The sequence below is a fragment of the Bifidobacterium sp. LH_419 genome (assembly GCF_056356955.1).
Map to the genome: position 1 here is coordinate 1 of NZ_JBKEVG010000021.1, position 17,608 is coordinate 17,608.

Genomic DNA, 17,608 nt, shown 5'->3' on the forward strand with positions numbered 1-17,608 from the left:
CCCCCGGATCATCAACGACAGGGCAGGAAAGCCATACCGGAACCGGCGACCCGGCCCCGACCACCGGGACCTACCAAACATGGTAATGGGCGAGGACAATGTTCAACCGGGTTGGCTTTGCCGGACAGCTCCCCCTAGAAGGGGGGGAGCGAGGACAATGTCCGGTACGGTCGGCTTTGCCGGGCTGCTCCGCCTGAGGGAAGCGGATTGCTTGCGGCTCTCAGCCGGCGGTGCATTGTTTGTTGTGGACTCGTTCGGCGGCTTGGTCGCTGGCGTCCGATATCGCGTATTCTGGGTAGGACTTCGTGTTGCGTTGCAGGTTGGACCGGTCTCCGCCGAGGTATTTGAGCGCGTAGCTGTTCGCCAGGGCCTCGCTGTTCACGCCGACCGGCGGACGGGTCGTGCCGCACTGCTGGTAGACGAGCGCGTGGCCCATCTCGTGTTTGATCACGTCCGCATAGTACGGGGTCGTGATGTTGGACGAGTATCCGGCGTGCGCCTGGTTCACGTAGATCACGCGCGGATTCGCCGAACAGAACGCGGCCACCGTGTATTCGTCGTTGTCGGCGGAACGCGAGCAGTACTGGTAGATCTGCTGGAAATCGTAGTTCGCGCTGAGCCCCGCCGCCTGGACGATGCTTTCGCCGACGCCCAGATACGTGCCGTCGGCGCCCGGCGTGACCGGCACCGCCCTGATCGCGGCCTCCACGTCGGAGATCGTCTGTTCCGGGGGAGCGCCGCCGTCGGACTCGTAGACGGAACCATCCGAACGTTTGATGCTGATTTTGATGCCGAAATCCTCATGGTCGTTGAGCTTGCGTTCCAGCTCCTTGACTTCGTCCGACTTCGCCGCGTAGATGTCGTCGAGCTCGTCCACGCTCGTGGTGATCTCGCAGCCGAACCGCAGCGCCGCCTTGCGGTCCGTGAGGATGAGCATGAAATCGTGCACGTAATCGGCGGAATCCTGCGTGGGCTGCAGGTTCAGATCGTCGAAGATCGTGCCCGCGTCGATCTTCCGTTCGTACTTGTCGTACGTGTCATTCACGAGATCCGTATAGGAGGCGTACTGTTCGGACGCCGAACACGGGACGATGTCCTTCCCGTCGTCCGGCAGGACGCTGGAACCCGAACCGGAACCCGAGCCTCCCGAACCGGACCCCGAGCCGCCGGAACCGTTTTCGACGGCGCTCGTCAGGTCGCGTTGGATGGCGTTCACCTTCCACGCGATGCCGGCGAACACGAGTCCGAGCGTGAGGACCACGATCACGATCACGGAGATGGCCACCACGGCGACCGTCGTGCCGCTGCTCTTCCGCGGTGGTCGTCGCGGCGGCATCGGCCGGCCGCCGTACGGATATTGCGGACCGTACGGCGGTGGGTACCCCGGCCCCGCCGGATACTGCCCACTCGGGTATCGTCCGTTCGGCGACTGCGGATACCGTCCGTTCGGATTTTGCGGATATTGCGGATATTGCGGTCCCGGGTACTGCGGAGGCGGATATGGCTGGCTCATGTCGGGTTCCCTTCTCGCCGTGTCCTCGTTGAACGCGGGCGTTGTTCCCAGCATACCGCCGCGATGACGGCCATGGAAGCGCCGTCGCGGTTCCATATGGCAACGGATGGGAGGGGATGCCGCGGCCGACGGCGGCGTGGTCTATAGTGGGACGCGGTGATCGACCCGCATGGGCGGTCAACCGACGATCAATCACGATTCACGCGCGTGGATTCGCGGGGCGTAAGCATGCCCGCGAACGCGTGCGCCACGACAAGGGAGCATTGCATGTCCCAGCATGACGGTGTGCACGGCGAGGCCGGCGCAACCAGCGACAAGGCGACGAACAACGATACGACAAACGGCAACACGGCTGGCGCGGCCAGCACCGACGCGAGTCTCGAAGGCCGCGCGAAATCATCGAAACGACGCGGCGGCGGCAGGTCAAAGGCATGGCTGTGGTCGCTGATCGCCGTCATCGTCGTCGCGGCGCTCGTCGTCGGCGTCAACGCGTTCTTCACGAACAAGCAGGACGATGCGGACGGCACCGGAGTAGGCGCAGGCAGCGCGTCCTCGGCGAAGACGGCGGACACCGTCGCCATCGGACTGAAGCTGGCCCCCGTGAACCTCGACATCCGCCACCAGTCCGGCTCCGCGCTCGAGCAGATCCTCATCGGCAACGTGTACGAAAGCCTCGTCTCCCGCGGCTCCGACAACAAGGTGCATCCAGGCCTCGCGAAAAGCTGGGACGTGTCCAAGGACGGGCTCACCTACACGTTCCACCTGAACGACCACATGAACTTCTCCAACGGCGACACACTCGACGCCGAGGACGTGGCCTGGTCGATCAACGAGCTCAAGGCGAGGAAATACTACAACTACGACCAGGTCGCCAACCTCGACAAGGCCGAGGACGTCGACGCGCACACGGTGAGGATCACGCTCTCCGCGCCCGACTCGAACATGCTGTGGTACCTGACCGGCCGCCCCGGCCTCGTCTACGACAAGGACGCGACCTGGGACGAAAAGACCGGCGCGCTTGGCTCCGGACCGTACACGGTCGAATCCTTCGACCCGAGCGACAAGATCGTGTTCAAGGCCAACCCGAAGTATTGGGGGACCGCGCACAAGGCGAAGACCGAGAACGTCATCATCCGCTTCCTCCCCGACGACAACGCGGGAATCAACGCGTTGAAGAGCGGCGACGTGCAGGTGCTCTCGCCGATCACCGCCACCCTCGCCGGGCCGTTCCGCGACAACCCCGACTACGTGGTCAAGGCGGGCGACGGCTCCGACAAGTTCGTGCTCGCGTTCAACATGACCGACGCCAAACTCAAGGACAAGCGCGTGCGCCAGTCCATCCGTTACGCCATCGACCACCAGCAGCTCATCGCTTCGCGCGGCGGCGTCGACGCGAAGCTCGGCGGCCCGATCCCCAAGGTCGACCCCGGTTACGAGGACCTGACCGGCGTGTACCCGCACGACGTGGCCAAGGCCAAAAAGCTCATGAAGGAGGCCGGTTACAGCGAGTCGAAGCCGCTGCAGCTGACGCTCACCTACGCGAACGTGTACGGCACCGAACTCGGCGACCAGCTGAAAAGCCAGTTGAAGCCCATCGGCATCGACTTGAAGATTAATTACGTGGAGTTCTCCACCTGGCTGCAGGACGTGCACACCAACGGCGACTACGAGCTCTCCCTCGTCGACCACGCCGAAAGCCACGACTTCTACAAGTGGGCCACCCCCAGCTACTACTACCACTACGACAACAAGCAGGTGCAGGACCTGTACGCGAAGGCGCTCGCCGCCACCACGGACGAGGCGGCCTCCGACTATCTCGCCAAGGCCGCGAAGATCGTCTCCGAGGACGCCCCCGCCGACTGGCTGTTCAGCTGGCGCGTCACCATCGCCTACGCGAAGGGCGTCCACGGTTTCCCGCAGAACCTCAGCCAGACCGTGCTGCCCTTGTGGCAGATCACCTACGAGAAGTGAGTCATCGATGCGATTCGTGATACGGCGGTTGCTGCTGTTTGTCGCGGCGTTGTTCGGCATCTCCGTGCTCGTGTTCGCCGCGCTGCGCATCCTGCCGGGCGACGTGGCCGTCGTCATGGCCGGCACCAACGCGACCGCCGCGCGCGTCGCCGAGCTACGCGCCGAATTCGGCCTCGACCGGCCATACCCCGTCCAATACCTCGACTGGGCGGGCGGTCTCCTGCACGGCGACCTCGGCATGTCCGCGCTGACCGGTCGCGCGGTCGCCGCACAGGTCGGCCGGCGCGCCGCGATCACGTTCCCGCTCATCGTCATGAGTCTCGTTGTCGCGCTCGTCGTCGGACTGCCGCTCGGTTGCGCCGCCGTCATCACGAGGAACCCGCGTCTGTGCGGATTCTTCCACGTGCTCGCCATCGCGGGCGGCGCCGTGCCCGCACTGTGGAGCGGCCTACTGCTGCTCCTCCTGTTCGGCCAGGGCGTGGGCCTGCTCGGCGTGCTCCCGTCGCAAGGATTCCCCGCCGACGGCTGGACGGGCGCGCCCGGACGCGCGTTCGCCTCGCTCGTCCTGCCCGCGCTCGCCACCGGATTCGTGGCGGCCGCCGGCATCATGCGCTACACGCGCGCCGCCCTGGAGGACATCGCCGCGGAAGGCGGTCCGGTCGACATGGCGATGGCGTGCGGCATGACGCGCACGCAGGCGCTGCTGCGCGTTGGACTCCGTCTCGCCGCCCCGCAGCTCGTCTCCGTCGTCGGATTGACGTTCGCCTCGATGATCACCGGCGTCATGGTCATCGAGAACCTGTTCGCCCTGCCCGGGCTCGGCGCGCTGCTCGTCGGCGACGTCGGCAACCGCGACCTCGTCGCCGTGCAGAGCGAGCTGTTCCTGCTGGCCGCGTTCTTCCTGACGCTCGGCCTCGTCGTCGACCTGGCGCACCGCGCGCTCGACCCGCGTCTCGCCGCAGAGGAGGAATGATGGCACGATTGCGCATCATCGCACGCACCATGTGGTCGCACGGTGCCGGACGCTACGCGCTTGTCATGCTCGGAGTCTGGCTGCTCGTCGCGTTCGTCTCGCTGTTCTGGACGCCGCGGCCGCTGCTGGAGACCGACGGCTACCACGTGTGGGCCGTGCCGTCGTCCGCGCACTGGCTCGGCACCGACGGCACCGGCGCCGACGTGCTGAGCTGGCTGATGGCCGGCTCGCGCACGAACCTCGCCATCGCCGCACTCACCGTCGTCTGCTCGGGCGCGCTGGGACTGCTGCTCGTCGGGCTCATGGTCGCGCGTTCGAACGCGCTCGCCTCCATCTCCGTCGCCGTCGTCGATGCGCTCATCTCCATCCCCACCGTGCTCATCGCGCTGCTGCTCGCCGTGCCGTTCGGCGCGTCCGCCGCGGTCGTCGTCGGCGCCTGCTCGATCGCCTACGGATTGAACCTCGCCCGCGTCGCGCGTCCCGCCGCACTGCTCGCCGCACGCTCGCAGTACGTCGAATCGGCGCGTGCGAACGGTGCCGGCGGCTTCGGCATGCTCGTTCGGCACATCGTGCCGAACATCACGCCGGTGCTCGCCGTGCAGCTGTCCATGTCCGCCGGAACGTCCGTGCTCGCCGAGGCGGGACTCACGTATCTCGGCGTGGGCGTCGGCGCGGGCGTGCCCAGTTGGGGACATTCGCTCGCCACATCGGTCAAACTCATCAACGTGTTCCCGCTGACCGTCCTGTGGCCGGGACTCGTCGTCACGCTCGTCGTCGTCGCGTTGAACCTGTTCGGCGACGCGCTGCGCGACGCCGCCGACCCGGTCGCGAATCCCGCGTTGCGGGCGGCGGTCGCGACGGCGGTTCCGCATGACGCCGGTCGAAAGGAGGCTTCCGATGGCCGTTGAGATTTCCGGCCTGCACGTCGCGCTCGGCGCGAAGGAGATCGTGCACGGCGTGGACCTGCATATCGGCGACGGGGAGCGCGTCGGCCTCATCGGGTCGTCCGGCTCCGGCAAATCGATGATCGCGAAATCGCTGCTCGGCCTGCTGCCGCGTGAGGCGACGTTGTCCGGCGCGATCACGATGGGCGATACGACGGTCCTCGCACCGGGGACGGCCGGGGATGACGGTGACGGGTCCCGTGGTGGTCGCGGCTGGCGGCGTGGCGGTCCGTCCGTCTACGCGGACGAGCGCACACTCGCCGACCTGCGCGGGCGATACGTGGGCGTCGTGTTCCAGAACCCGACGCGCGCGCTCAACCCGGTGATGACCGTCGCGCAGATCGTTGGGCTGCCGCTCTACCTGCATTACGATCTGACGCTCGCCGAACGCGTGGACCGCATCAAGGCGATGCTCGACAAGGTCGGCCTGCCGCAGGACGCGCTGCTCAAACGGCCGCACGAACTGTCGGGCGGGCAACGGCAGCGCGTCGGCATCGCCGCGGCGCTCGTCACGTCGCCGCGGCTCATCATCGCCGACGAGCCGACCACCGCGCTCGACTCGATCACGCAACGCCAGATCGTCGACCTGCTCGTCTCGCTCGTCGACGACGCGGGCGCATCCATGCTGTTCATAACCCACGATTTCGCCGTGCTGCAACGCGCCACCACACGTTGCTACGTGCTCGATGCGGGGCTCGTCGCCGAAGCCGGCGCCACCGCCGACCTGCTCGCCGCGCCCAAGGCCGCGCCGACCCGCGGACTCGTCGCCGCCGCGCGCATGCTCACGCTGCGCGCCGACGCATCCAGTCGCGCCTCCGGTGAGGGGGAGCCGGCGGCGAAGCCGACCGAGGAGGTGCAACGATGACCGAACCGATCCAATCCCAGCCGTTGCTCGCCGCCCGCCACATCGACGCGTCGTTCGCGTCGCGCGACATGCACACCGGACTGCGAGGTCTGACGCGACTGTTCGCGCGACCCGCGCGCCGCCAGGTGCTGTTCGACGTGTCCGCCGAGGTGCGTGCGGGGGAGTGCCTTGCCGTGATCGGCGCGTCCGGTTCGGGCAAGACCACGCTGACGCGCATCATGCTGGGACTCGGCGCCGCCGACTCCGGTGAGATCGCATACCGGGGGGAGCCGGTCTCGCACGGCTCCGCCGGCATGCGCGCCTTGCGTGCCGAATCGTCGATCGTGTTCCAGGACCCGTATGGCTCGCTCGACCCGCGGTGGACGGTGGAACGCTCCGTGTCCGAACCGTTGTGGCTGCGCCGTCGCGCGCTTGGCTACGCGTTCGACGAGGTCGGCGCGAAGACCGTGCAGGCGTTGGCGCGAGTCGGCCTCGACCCGCGCGAGTTCCTGAACCGCTACCCGTGCGACCTGTCCGGCGGGCAGGCGCAGCGCGTCGCCATCGCACGCGCCATCGTCAACGAGCCGAAGGTGATTCTCGCCGATGAGCCGATGAGCGCCATCGACGTGGCCGCCCGTGTGCGGATCCTGGAGACGCTGCAGTCGATCGTGCACGGCTCCGGGGCCGCCGGCGGGCGGGATGAGCGTCCGGCGTTGATCGTCGTCTCGCATGATCTGGGCGTGGTCCAGCACATCGCCGACCGCATCCTCGTGCTGCACGGCGGCCGCGTCGAGGAGACCGGCCCCACCGCGCAGGTATTGGGGTCGCCGCGGTCCGACTACACGCGCCGCCTCATCGAGGCCGCTTCGCTGTAACGTCCCGCGATATGGGCTGGTGGCGGATGGCTCCTACATCCGTGCTTTGACCATACCCACCACGTCGGCGTTGATCTCACGGATACGCGGATCGGCGAGCATCTCGTCCACGGTCATCCAACGGCAGTCCTTCGAGTCCACGTGGAACCGGTCGGCCTTCCAAGCTTCGGGCATGTGCGTGACGTCGGCTTTGTAGAGAACGTAATCATAGAACCGTGTCTCGTGGTGCTCCGCCGACCATTTCTCGTGGGACTCTCCGCCTACGCGCGTGAGCGTGAAATCCGCCTGCGGGATGTCGAATCCGCGCGACAAGTATTCCGTCAGCGTGCGAAGGTTCTCGGACTCGTCGTCGCGCGTCGCGTGGTTGGGGAAGAAGTCGCAGTCCCAGCCGGTGTCGTGGTAGAGCAGATACCGGTTGCCGTCGTTGACGGCGATGATGCTGCTTCGTATCTCCGTGCGGTCCAAATCGATCAGCTCCCTGTACAGATTCCCGGCGTTGTAGCCTTTGCTCCAAGTAATGATAGTGGACAGTACGGCGTATACGGTGACCGCGATGGCGATCGCGACGAATCCGAACCGCCACCATATGCCCATGGACGTCGTGCACGCGGTCAGTATGAGGAACAACCCTTCCGCGACCGCGGTCAGATGCGTTTCCCGGTGTCCGAATCCGATTCGCTCCCGTCGTCGTTCGAGCAGATAGCGGAGTCTCGTCGAATCGATGCGCAACAGCATTGTCGCCTCCTTTCGGCTGGTTTTCGTAAGCGTGCGGGTGGAATGGCGCTCTATCTATCGGTAATGATATTGATAAACTATCAATAAATATATCATTGTTGAAGTCCGGGTGGTTTTGGCGTGTCGATATGGCACGTCGCATTTGACGGCGCGATTGGTTGGTTATATGGTTAGTTACACAAGTAACTAACTGACTAACTAACAAGGTTGCTTGCATCGGATTATTCATCAGGCTGCAAGGAGGTCATCATGAAGATCCAAGGGCGATATGCGGCGATCGCGGTCGTGTGCGCGATGCTGATCCCGCTGGCGGGATTGTCGGTCAATGCGCGCGGCGATGCGCTGGGCGAACCGGCTTCGACCTCCGCGGCCGCACGGCCGGCAGATGCGTTGGAGCCGGTCGTGCCCGACGGCGTCCAGAAGACGTACGCGCCCGAGATCGCGCGGCTGCGCGACACCGTCTCCAGTGCCGAGGCCAGGCAAGTGCTGGCCGACGGCGTCATCACGCAGGACGAGCTGTCCGGTCTCACCGCCGGATACACGCAGTGTCTCGCCGCCAAGGGCATCCGATGGGTCGAACCCACCGAGCCGGTCTACGCCGCCAAGGCCGACTACAACACCCTGCCCACCGGGCCGGTCGTCAAGAACGCCGACGGCACCTTCACCGGCAACGAGGAGGTCAAAGCGTGCAGCGACCAATACGGGTACGATGAAGTATTCGGTCTGTATGACGACATGCGCGCCAATCCGGCCAAAACCGCCTGGGAGTGACGCCGCCCGTGGCTGTGCGCAAACGCCGCGCGCATGGCCACGGGCCCACCATGAACGGAGTTGAAGCCACATGCGATTCGATTTTTCGGGGACCACGCCGCTGTTCCGTCAGGTGGCCGAACAGCTGGGCGAGGCGATCGTCTCCGGGGCCTTCGCCGAAGGCGAGCAGGTGCCCAGCACCACGGAGATCTCCACCACGTACAAGATCAACCCGGCCACCGTGCTCAAAGGCATGAACCTGCTCGTCGACCAGGGGCTGCTGGAGAAGCGCCGCGGGCTTGGCATGTTCGTCACCGCCGGGGCCAGGCGCAAGGCCGGCGACGCCAAACGCGATGAATTCCTCACCACGCGCGTCGGCGCATTCATCGCCGAGGCGAAACGGCTCGGCATCGGCGCCGACGAACTCAAGGACATCATCGACAGGGGATACCGATCATGAGCCTCATCATCAACGACCTGACCAAGACCTTCCACAAGGCGTCCGCGCCGGCCCTCGACCACGTGAACCTCACGCTCGAACCGGGCATCCACGGCCTGTTCGGCCGCAACGGCGCCGGCAAAAGCACGCTGCTCGCCACCATCGCCAACCGGCTCCTGCCCACATCCGGCGACGTCGAACTCGACGGCGAGGACGTGCGCGACAACGAGCACGCGCAGGCGCGCATCCACCTCGTCAACGAGACGTTGCCGTTCCTGTTCGGCATGCGCGTCTCCGCGTTTCTCAAGCGCGAAGGCCGCTACTGCGGCGGTGTCGACGGCGAGGCGGCCGCGCGCATGCTCGCCGCGTTCGGCATCAAGGCGAACGCCTCATACGGCGGTCTCTCGCTCGGCCAGCGCCAGATCGTGCGCCTCGTCGCCGGATTGTGCCTGCCCGTCGACGTGCTGCTGCTCGACGAACCGGTCAACGGGCTCGACGCGGCGAACCGCGAACGCTTCTACCGGCTTCTCATCGAATCGTTCGCCGAACGGCCGCGCGTCATCGTCGTCTCCACGCACATCATCGACGAGATCGCGCAGGTCGTCGAACGCGCCGTCATCCTCGACCGCGGCCGCGTCGTCGACGCGTTCGACGCCGGCGATGTCGCCTCCCGCGCCACTGTGCTCGTCGGCGGCGAGACGAGCGTGAACGCGTTCATCCACGCGGAAGGACTGCAGCCGGTCGCGGTCGAACGCATGGGCAGGCTCGCCACCGTCACCGTGCGCGGCCACGTGGACGAACGCGACGTGCCCGACGGCATCGCCGTGAGCGGGCTCGGCCTGCAGGACTACTTCATCCGCGTGACCGGCGATGGCGGCGTTGCGGGGAATACGGCCGACGACGATGCCATCGACGAGACCGACGATTCTTCTGGTGTCGTCGGTGCCGGAACGGAGAAAGACGAGGTGTCGCGATGACTGCGATGACGAAAAGAACAACGTCGGGCGATGCGCGAAGCGACGTGCATGCCGATGGCGTGGCGGTGCGGACGGCGCGGCGTCATCGGGCCGGCCGGCAGACGTGCGTCATGATGCGGCGATGCGCGGGACTGTATGCGGCGGTGCTCGGCGCGGGCGTCGTGATGGCCGCGATCGGCGGCGGCGTGCGGTATCTCACCCTGCAGGGGCATTGGCATGTGCGGATGCCGTATGCGTTTGACGACATCATGATGGGCGCCGGTGCGGCCGACATCGAATCATTGATGGGGCTGATGCTGTTCGCCGCCGGACTGATCTGGTTCCTGGCGTTCGTGGGGCCGGAATTGTGCCACGGCGTGAACCGGCGCTCGCTGGCGTTCGCGCCGGCCATATGCGGCGCGGTCGCGGCGGTATCGTCCGCGATCGTGATGACGGCGTTGGAATACGCATTGGCGTACCGCGCTTGGGGAAGTCCCTCGTCATCCGCCGACGCGAACGTCGTATACGGCTGGTGGGGGAACGACCTCTACCAGATGCCGTTCTCCTATCGGTTCCTGTACGCCTGGCAGTATGTTCCGGCCTCCACGGGCGGCGTCTTGAAAGTGTCGGGCATCATTCCCGGCGGATGGCTGTTCATGGGCGCGGCCTGCTTCGCGCTGATGCTCGCCGCCGCGGCGCTGGGACTGCTGGCCGGCGCGGCCGCCGCATGGGCGTGCTCGGGCGGGGCGAAGCGGCTCGCGGCATCCGTGGGCGTGGTCGTCATCGCATACGCGGCGGCGATGCGGCTGTTCCTGTTCAACGGCTCCGTGAAACTGGCGTGGCTGGCGCAGGCCATGACCGGCGAGGTCATCCGGTACGAATCGAACTGGAACGAATGGCATCTGTACGTCGCATGGATTCCGCTCGTCGAGGCGGTCGCGTTGTCCGCCGTGTGCGTGGCCGTGGCGCGACGGCTCACGATGCGCCGCGAGGTCAACGCCGCACGTCGGTGGGTGATCTGACTGCTCGACTGATGGGGATTCATGCCTGATGATGCCCCTGCCTCGATTGTGTGGCCCGTGCCGTTGCCGGTATGGGCCACATGTCGTCTCCGGCAGCCGGCTTCGCCGGCAGCTCCCTCGTCAGAGGGAGCCAAGCCGAACCTGTCCACGATATGGGCGTTTGAAGTGTTCTCGACACGCTGGCGGGGAGGGAGGTGGTATCGTGTGAGGCATGCAGATTCTCATGTGTTGTTGTCGCTAACCGACGCCCCCGGGCGGACGGTCAGTGACGCATAACTTGAGACAGGGCATTCGAATGCGGCAGGGGAATCGCCGCGATTTTCGTTTCGGATTTCACGCACGTAGGTATCCATCGGTATCACGTCGATTATTGGCACGTTGGGGGTGCCGATACTCCTGACGGAATCCGTGAAGGAAGCATCATCGAACTCGCGCATGGCACGCGAACCACCCGTCATCACAGCCAACGCACCACTCCAGACCGTCTCGCAGGGGAACGCCGGTTCACGACGACAACCGACATCCCATCCCAACCCGACCGACCCGCAACGGAACCACAAGGAAACGAGACGATCATGACCATCGCGAACAGCACCGCCGACCTCATCGGCGACACCCCGCTCGTCAGACTCAACCGCATCCCCGCCGAAGACGGCGTCCGCGCCACCATCGCCGTGAAGATCGAATACATGAACCCGGGCGGCTCCTCCAAGGACCGCATCGCCGCGCGCATCATCGACGCGGCCGAACGCTCCGGCGAACTGAAGCCCGGCGGCGTCATCGTCGAACCCACGTCCGGCAACACCGGCGTCGGACTCGCCATGGTCGCCCAGCAACGCGGCTACCGCGCCATCTTCACCCTGCCCGACAAGGTCTCCGAATCGAAGCGCGCCGTACTGCGCGCGTACGGCGCCGAAGTGGTCGTCACCCCCACCGACGCCGGCCCCGACGACCCGCGCTCCTACTACCAGGTGGCCGAACGCCTCGCCAAGGCCATCCCCGGCGGCTACCGGCCCAACCAGTACGACAACCCGAACGGACCGGCCAGCCACTACGCCACCACCGGCCCCGAGATCTGGCGCGACACCGACGGCAAGGTCACGCACTTCGTGGCCGGCGTCGGCACCGGCGGCACCATCTCCGGCACCGGGCGCTACCTCAAGGAGGCGTCCGACGGGCGCGTCGTGGTCGTCGGATCCGACCCGGAAGGCTCCATCTACTCCGCGGCCGATCCCGCCGACGTACACCAGTACGACATCGAAGGCGTCGGCGAGGACTTCTACCCGGAGGCCTACGACCGTGCCATCCCCGACGAGATCGTCAAGGCGAACGACGCCGAAGCGTTCGAGATGACCCGGCGTCTCGCCGGCGAGGAGGCGCTGCTCGTCGGCGGATCCTCCGGCATGGCCGTCGCCAGCGCCGTCAAGTACGCGAAGACGCACGACCTCGACGAGAACCAGCTCGTCGTCGTGCTCGCCCCCGACTCCGGCCGCAGCTACCTGGAGAAGATCTTCGACGACGACTGGATGCGCGCCAACGGCTACGGCGACGTGGTCGAACGGACCGCACGCCCTTCGCTCGTCGAGCAGTACCTGTAGCCGGGCGGGGCGGACCGGTGCGCGCAGCCGCCCCGACCCGCCCGCCATGTCCCCGACATCGCCGGAACTCACATACCCGTCATCACCAATATCGATAACAACCACGCCGGTCCCCACGGGCCGGAGACGTATCCTCGGATACGACCCATCTGAAAGGAACACCATGTCCGCCGAATACAACGCACAGTTCGCCGAAACCGCACTCGCCACCCGCGCCATCCACGCCGGACAGGAACCCGACCCGACCACCGGCGCCGTCGTCACGCCGATCTACGCCACCTCCACGTTCAAGCAGGACGGCGTGCTCGGCCTGCGCGGCGGGCACGACTACTCGCGTTCCATCAACCCGACGCGCACCAGCTTCGACGAGCAGCTCGCCGCCGTCGAAGGCGCGAAATACGCGCTCTCCTTCTCCTCCGGTCTCGCCGCCATCGACGTGCTCCTGCGCTCCACCCTGAAGCCCGGCGACAACATCCTCCTCGGCAACGACGTGTATGGCGGCACCTACCGTCTGCTCGCCAAGGTGTTCGTGCCGTGGGGCGTCGGCCTCGACGTGGTCGACATCACCGACCCGAAGGCCGTCGAAACGGCGCTCGCCGCCAAGCCGTATCGCTACATCTGGGTCGAGACCCCGTCCAACCCGCTGCTCAACATCACCGACATCGCCCTGACCGCCGAACTCGCGCACAAGCACGGCGCCAAGGTCGTCGTCGACAACACGTTCGCCTCGCCCGCGCTCCAGCACCCGCTCGACGACGGCGCCGACGCGGTCGTCTACTCGACCACCAAGTACATCGGCGGCCACTCCGACGTGGTCGGCGGCGCCGTCGTCCTCAATGACGCCGACGTGCGCGACCAGGTCGCGTTCCTGCAGAACGCGGCCGGTGCCGTGCCCTCCCCGTTCGACTCCTGGCTCGACATCCGAGGCTTGAAGACCCTCGACCTGCGCGTCAAGCGACACTCCGCCAACGCGCTCAAGGTCGCGCAGTGGCTCGAATCCCAGCCGTCCGACGTGATCGAACGCGTCTGGTACCCGGGCCTCGAATCCCATCCTGGCCACGAGATCGCCGCACGCCAGATGCACGGCGGATTCGGCGGCATCGTCTCCGTGCAGCTCGCGGCCGGGGCAGAGGCGGCGAAGCGCTTCGTCGACCATACGGCCATCTTCACGCTCGCCGAATCGCTCGGCGGCGTCGAAAGCCTCATCGAGGTGCCCGCCGCCATGACCCACGCCTCCGTGTCCGGCACCACGCTCCAGGTGCCGGACAACCTGATCCGTATCTCCGTCGGCATCGAGAACGCCGACGACCTCATCGCCGACCTCGACCAGGCGTTGGCTCGGCTGTGACCCCATCCACATGCCCCATGGTGCGGTGAACATCCCATGGTGCGGTGGCCCAAAACGGCTTCATTCCGCCGTTGTGGAGAAAGTGTGTTGCCGCACCATGGGGAATGTATGGTGGAACCATGACTGGACAGACGGTTGATGCGCATGCGGCGGCGCTCGGGGCGCTGGAACGGTACTTCGGCTACGGATCGTTCCGCCCCGGGCAGGACGGCGTGGTCGACGCGCTTCTTCATGGGCGCGACGTGCTCGCCGTCATGCCCACCGGCGCCGGCAAATCCGTGTGCTACCAGATACCGGCCGCTTTGCTGCCCGGCGTCACCATCGTCATCTCGCCGCTCATCTCCCTCATGCAGGACCAGGTCGACTCGCTGAACGACCAGGGCCTGCCGGCGGCGTTCGTCAACGGCATGCAGGCACCGGACGAGCAGTCGATGGTGCTCGCCCAGGCGGCGTCCGGGCAGGTGAAGCTCCTGTACGTCGCCCCGGAACGGCTCGAGACCGGACGGTTCCGCGATTTCGCCATGCGCACGCCGATCTCGTTCGTCGCTGTCGACGAGGCACACTGCGTCTCCCAATGGGGCCAGGATTTCCGCTCCTCGTATCTCGGCATCGGCGATTTCATCCGCTCGCTGCCGCGCCGCCCGGTCGTCGGCGCGTTCACCGCCACCGCCACCGAGAAGGTGCGGCGCGACATCGTCGGCCTGCTCGGCCTCGTCTCGCCGCAGGTGACGGTCACCGGATTCGACCGGCCGAACCTGTATTTCGACGTCATCAACATGGAACGCAAACGCAAGGCCGCGTGGATCGTGGACTACGTGGCCTCGCATCCGGACGAATCCGGCATCGTGTACTGCTCCACGCGCAAGGAGACCGAACAGCTCGCCGACACGTTGAACCAGTCGGTCCCGCAGCGTCCCGGCGCGGGCGGTGCGTCCGGCGCGGGTCCGGGGACGGGGGAGCGCGGGCCCGTCGCCGTCGCCTACCACGGCGGCATGAGCCCGGAGGTCCGGGCCAGGGCGCAGCGGGATTTCGTGACCGACCGGGTTCCTGTCGTCGTCGCCACGAACGCGTTCGGCATGGGCATCGACAAATCGAACGTGCGCTATGTGATCCACCACAACATGCCCGAATCCATCGAAGCCTACTACCAGGAGGCCGGTCGTGCGGGGCGTGACGGCGAACCCAGCCGGTGCACGCTGCTGTGGAACGATTCCGACATCGGCACGCGCCGCCGTCTGCTGGAATCGGACCACGACAACGAGCGCATGACTCCCGAGGAGCAGGAGATCGCGCGCCGCAACCGCCGCCGATTGCTCGACGGCATGATCGGCTATTGCCGCACCACCGAATGTCTTCATCGGTACATGACCCGCTACTTCGGGCAGGAGGACGGTCCTGCCGCGGCGGGCGGCTCCGGCGAGGCGGGGGATGCGACCGTCAAGTGCGGCGCGTGCGCGAACTGCGAACGCACGTTCACCACCATCGACGTGACCGACATCGCGCGCAACATCAGCCGCTGCGTGCACGATGTGACGTTCGACCACGACGAGCTGGGGCGGGAGACCACGCCGTACCCGGTGCGCGACGGTCTGGGCTCCGGCAAGATCGTGAAGATCCTGCGCGGTTCGCAGGCGCGGGATCTCGCCTGGCTCAACCCGGAACGCATGCCGAGCTTCGGCACGTTGAAGGACGTGCCGGAGAGGCGTGTACGCGACGTGCTCAGCCAGATGGCCACCGACGGTTATCTCGCCATCAGCGACGGGAGTCTGCCGATCGTCCGCTTCGGCACCCGTGCGGTGGAGACGGTATCACCGGACTTCCACTATGAGATCAAACGCGTGGAACGCAAGGCCGTGCGCTCCGACGGCGGCGCGTCCGGCGGTGGTCGGATGCGCCGGTTCGGCGTCTCTGCCGGTTCGGCGTCCTCCACCGTGTTCGGCGCGGCGGGCACGAACGGTCCCGTCGATGCGGACGCCTACGTGCCGGGCGACGAGGAGGAGGCGCTGTTCCAGCGTCTGCGCGAATTGCGCAAGACCATCGCGCAGGAGATCGGCAAGCCGCCGTACATCGTGTTCTCCGACCGCACGTTGCGCGACATGGCGCGCATCAAACCGGCCGACGATGCGCAGTTCCTCGCGGTCAACGGTGTGGGCGAGCGCAAGCTCCAGGCGTACGGCGCACGGTTCATGGAGGCGATCGCCGCGTTCGGCGGAGCGGCCTGAGCCGGACCGTGTAGGCTTGGGGCGGCCGTGAGTATAACGAGCGTCTATAACGATGGCCGGATGCGACGGGCCGCCTGCCGACGATCGGCGACTAGGATGGGCGGCGGATACGCCGGTGGCACGCGGACGCGTGCCGTCGCGGCGTATGCGGAAAGGAACGAACATGGCGGAGAAGACCGACAAGCCGGTGGTGGAGAGCTTCCAGCTCGACCATACGAAGGTGAAGGCGCCGTACGTGCGCTACATCGACACGGAAAAGGGGCCCCGCGGCGACGTGATCTCCAACTACGACCTGCGCCTCGTGCAGCCGAACGAGAACGCGATCCCGACGGCCGGGCTGCACACGATCGAGCACACGATTGCCGTGCTGCTGCGCGAACGCATCGACGGCTACATCGACTGCTCGCCGTTCGGCTGCCGCACCGGCTTCCACCTGCTCACCTGGGGCGAGCACCCCACCGAGGAGGTCGCCAAGGCGCTCAAGGAGTCGCTTGAGTTCATCGCCTACAAGGCCACGTGGGACGACGTGCCGGCCACCACGATCGAAAGCTGCGGCAACTACCGCGACCACAGCCTGTTCACCGCGAAGGAATGGTGCAAGGACATCCTCGCCAAGGGCATCAGCTCCGATCCGTTCGAACGCAAGGTCGTCTGAGAGAACGGTCGGGGCGCTGGGGCGTCGGGGCGTTTCCGTCGTCAGGACGCCTTTCGATCGTCGCCGGAAGGTCAGGGAACATTCAGCCGGTCCACGGGAAACCCGCGATGTTTGTGAGGCGGGCATGGTAGCGTAGCGCGTCAGTTGATTGTTTCCGATCGAATCCCCGTGCGGGGCTCTCGCGCGACCGTGAGGTGAGGTGTGGTGTCCGATTCCAATGCGTCGTCCCGTCGTTTCCGTCACGCGACCATGCGTGACCTGCCGCATATGCTCAAGGTGTATGCGCATGCGCGCGAGCTGATGGCCCGCAACGGCAACCCCACGCAGTGGGGGAACACGTTCCCCCGCGAGGAGGTCGTGAAGGACGACATCGCCAACCAGCGCACGATGCTGCTGGTCGATACGCAGAATGGACATGAGCGCATCCTCGCCCAGTTCGCCCTGTGCCCCGGCGAGGACCCCACCTACGCGCATATCGACGGCGCGTGGCTCGACGACGACACGTATGTGACCATCCACCGCATCGCCTCGTCCGGTCTGGTGCGCCACGCCGCCCGCGACTGCATCCGGTGGGCGTTGAAGCACTACGGCAACGTGCGCGCCGACACGCATCCGAACAACAAGGCCATGCAGCACGTGCTCGAGACGAGCGGCTTCGCCCGCTGCGGTCTCATCCAGCTCATCGACCGGCCGACGGATACGACGCGTATAGCCTACCAACGCCACGAATGGTAGGGAGCATTGCTCCGAATTTACGGGAAAG

16 protein-coding genes are annotated in these 17,608 nt (G+C 66.4%); 14 read left to right on the forward strand and 2 right to left on the reverse strand.

Annotated features, from left to right (window positions below):
- Nucleotides 1-220 precede the first annotated feature (220 nt).
- Entirely contained in the window at nucleotides 221-1,285 is a 1,065-nt protein-coding gene (locus AC1AYX_RS09960; RefSeq protein ID WP_476503333.1) for a hypothetical protein, read from the reverse strand.
- A 495-nt stretch (nucleotides 1,286-1,780) separates the two neighbouring features.
- Here AC1AYX_RS09960 and AC1AYX_RS09965 point away from each other — a divergent pair, with 495 nt between their 5' ends.
- The 5 genes from AC1AYX_RS09965 to AC1AYX_RS09985 all read left to right on the forward strand — a co-directional run bounded on the left by AC1AYX_RS09965 (nucleotide 1,781) and on the right by AC1AYX_RS09985 (nucleotide 7,120).
- A complete protein-coding gene (locus AC1AYX_RS09965) occupies nucleotides 1,781-3,484 on the forward strand; it encodes an ABC transporter substrate-binding protein (protein WP_476503334.1) in 1,704 nt (567 codons plus the stop codon).
- 7 nt (nucleotides 3,485-3,491) lie between these two features.
- Nucleotides 3,492-4,457, forward strand: coding sequence for an ABC transporter permease (locus AC1AYX_RS09970; RefSeq protein ID WP_476503335.1), 966 nt, complete (start codon nucleotides 3,492-3,494; stop codon nucleotides 4,455-4,457).
- The gene (locus AC1AYX_RS09975; protein WP_476503336.1) at nucleotides 4,454-5,365 is read left to right on the forward strand and encodes an ABC transporter permease; all 912 of its coding nucleotides are present in this window, start codon (nucleotides 4,454-4,456) and stop codon (nucleotides 5,363-5,365) included. Before AC1AYX_RS09970 ends, AC1AYX_RS09975 begins: the two co-directional genes overlap by 4 nt.
- Nucleotides 5,355-6,266, forward strand: coding sequence for an ATP-binding cassette domain-containing protein (locus AC1AYX_RS09980; protein ID WP_476503337.1), 912 nt, complete (start codon nucleotides 5,355-5,357; stop codon nucleotides 6,264-6,266). Before AC1AYX_RS09975 ends, AC1AYX_RS09980 begins: the two co-directional genes overlap by 11 nt.
- Nucleotides 6,267-6,334: 68 nt before the next feature.
- Complete coding sequence (locus AC1AYX_RS09985; RefSeq protein ID WP_476503355.1) at nucleotides 6,335-7,120, forward strand: ABC transporter ATP-binding protein; 786 nt, start codon at nucleotides 6,335-6,337, stop codon at nucleotides 7,118-7,120.
- A 33-nt stretch (nucleotides 7,121-7,153) separates the two neighbouring features.
- Here AC1AYX_RS09985 and AC1AYX_RS09990 read toward each other — a convergent pair whose 3' ends face one another.
- Nucleotides 7,154-7,855 (reverse strand): DUF1206 domain-containing protein, encoded by a 702-nt coding sequence (locus tag AC1AYX_RS09990; RefSeq protein WP_476503338.1) that lies wholly within the window; start codon nucleotides 7,853-7,855, stop codon nucleotides 7,154-7,156.
- A gap of 249 nt (nucleotides 7,856-8,104) precedes the next feature.
- Here AC1AYX_RS09990 and AC1AYX_RS09995 point away from each other — a divergent pair, with 249 nt between their 5' ends.
- The 9 genes from AC1AYX_RS09995 (at nucleotide 8,105) to AC1AYX_RS10035 (ending at nucleotide 17,580) form a co-directional block, all read left to right on the forward strand.
- Nucleotides 8,105-8,626 carry a hypothetical protein gene (locus AC1AYX_RS09995; protein WP_476503339.1) on the forward strand — a complete coding sequence of 174 codons (522 nt, stop codon included), beginning with the start codon at nucleotides 8,105-8,107 and terminating at the stop codon, nucleotides 8,624-8,626.
- 70 nt (nucleotides 8,627-8,696) lie between these two features.
- Nucleotides 8,697-9,065, forward strand: a complete 369-nt coding sequence (locus tag AC1AYX_RS10000) for a GntR family transcriptional regulator (protein WP_476503340.1) — start codon at nucleotides 8,697-8,699, stop codon at nucleotides 9,063-9,065.
- A complete protein-coding gene (locus AC1AYX_RS10005) occupies nucleotides 9,062-10,021 on the forward strand; it encodes an ATP-binding cassette domain-containing protein (RefSeq protein ID WP_476503341.1) in 960 nt (319 codons plus the stop codon). The genes AC1AYX_RS10000 and AC1AYX_RS10005 overlap by 4 nt, the downstream gene beginning before the upstream one ends.
- Before the next feature lie 110 nt (nucleotides 10,022-10,131).
- A complete protein-coding gene (locus tag AC1AYX_RS10010) occupies nucleotides 10,132-11,022 on the forward strand; it encodes a hypothetical protein (RefSeq protein WP_476503342.1) in 891 nt (296 codons plus the stop codon).
- A gap of 575 nt (nucleotides 11,023-11,597) precedes the next feature.
- Nucleotides 11,598-12,620, forward strand: a complete 1,023-nt coding sequence (locus AC1AYX_RS10015) for a pyridoxal-phosphate dependent enzyme (protein WP_476503343.1) — start codon at nucleotides 11,598-11,600, stop codon at nucleotides 12,618-12,620.
- Nucleotides 12,621-12,783: 163 nt separating this feature from the next.
- On the forward strand, nucleotides 12,784-13,968 hold the full coding sequence (locus AC1AYX_RS10020) for a cystathionine gamma-synthase (protein WP_476503344.1): 1,185 nt from the start codon (nucleotides 12,784-12,786) through the stop codon (nucleotides 13,966-13,968).
- A gap of 119 nt (nucleotides 13,969-14,087) precedes the next feature.
- Nucleotides 14,088-16,190 (forward strand): RecQ family ATP-dependent DNA helicase, encoded by a 2,103-nt coding sequence (locus tag AC1AYX_RS10025; RefSeq protein ID WP_476503345.1) that lies wholly within the window; start codon nucleotides 14,088-14,090, stop codon nucleotides 16,188-16,190.
- Nucleotides 16,191-16,353: 163 nt separating this feature from the next.
- The gene (locus tag AC1AYX_RS10030) at nucleotides 16,354-16,845 is read left to right on the forward strand and encodes an S-ribosylhomocysteine lyase (protein WP_476503346.1); all 492 of its coding nucleotides are present in this window, start codon (nucleotides 16,354-16,356) and stop codon (nucleotides 16,843-16,845) included.
- Nucleotides 16,846-17,094: 249 nt separating this feature from the next.
- The gene (locus tag AC1AYX_RS10035) at nucleotides 17,095-17,580 is read left to right on the forward strand and encodes an N-acetyltransferase (RefSeq protein ID WP_476503356.1); all 486 of its coding nucleotides are present in this window, start codon (nucleotides 17,095-17,097) and stop codon (nucleotides 17,578-17,580) included.
- The last annotated feature ends 28 nt before the right edge of the window (nucleotides 17,581-17,608 follow it).

Bases quoted from the DNA above. Each gene is read 5' to 3' on its own strand.
- AC1AYX_RS09970 (WP_476503335.1), top strand. From the start codon at position 3,492: ATGCGATTCGTGATACGGCGGTTGCTGCTGTTTGTCGCGGCGTTGTTC.
- AC1AYX_RS10035 (WP_476503356.1), top strand. From the start codon at position 17,095: ATGCGTGACCTGCCGCATATGCTCAAGGTGTATGCGCATGCGCGCGAG.
- AC1AYX_RS09975 (WP_476503336.1), top strand. From the start codon at position 4,454: ATGATGGCACGATTGCGCATCATCGCACGCACCATGTGGTCGCACGGT.
- AC1AYX_RS09965 (WP_476503334.1), top strand. From the start codon at position 1,781: ATGTCCCAGCATGACGGTGTGCACGGCGAGGCCGGCGCAACCAGCGAC.
- AC1AYX_RS09980 (WP_476503337.1), top strand. From the start codon at position 5,355: ATGGCCGTTGAGATTTCCGGCCTGCACGTCGCGCTCGGCGCGAAGGAG.
- AC1AYX_RS10005 (WP_476503341.1), top strand. From the start codon at position 9,062: ATGAGCCTCATCATCAACGACCTGACCAAGACCTTCCACAAGGCGTCC.
- AC1AYX_RS09985 (WP_476503355.1), top strand. From the start codon at position 6,335: ATGCACACCGGACTGCGAGGTCTGACGCGACTGTTCGCGCGACCCGCG.
- AC1AYX_RS10030 (WP_476503346.1), top strand. From the start codon at position 16,354: ATGGCGGAGAAGACCGACAAGCCGGTGGTGGAGAGCTTCCAGCTCGAC.
- AC1AYX_RS09990 (WP_476503338.1), bottom strand. From the start codon at position 7,855: ATGCTGTTGCGCATCGATTCGACGAGACTCCGCTATCTGCTCGAACGA.
- AC1AYX_RS10000 (WP_476503340.1), top strand. From the start codon at position 8,697: ATGCGATTCGATTTTTCGGGGACCACGCCGCTGTTCCGTCAGGTGGCC.
- AC1AYX_RS09995 (WP_476503339.1), top strand. From the start codon at position 8,105: ATGAAGATCCAAGGGCGATATGCGGCGATCGCGGTCGTGTGCGCGATG.
- AC1AYX_RS10020 (WP_476503344.1), top strand. From the start codon at position 12,784: ATGTCCGCCGAATACAACGCACAGTTCGCCGAAACCGCACTCGCCACC.
- AC1AYX_RS10010 (WP_476503342.1), top strand. From the start codon at position 10,132: ATGATGCGGCGATGCGCGGGACTGTATGCGGCGGTGCTCGGCGCGGGC.
- AC1AYX_RS10015 (WP_476503343.1), top strand. From the start codon at position 11,598: ATGACCATCGCGAACAGCACCGCCGACCTCATCGGCGACACCCCGCTC.
- AC1AYX_RS10025 (WP_476503345.1), top strand. From the start codon at position 14,088: ATGACTGGACAGACGGTTGATGCGCATGCGGCGGCGCTCGGGGCGCTG.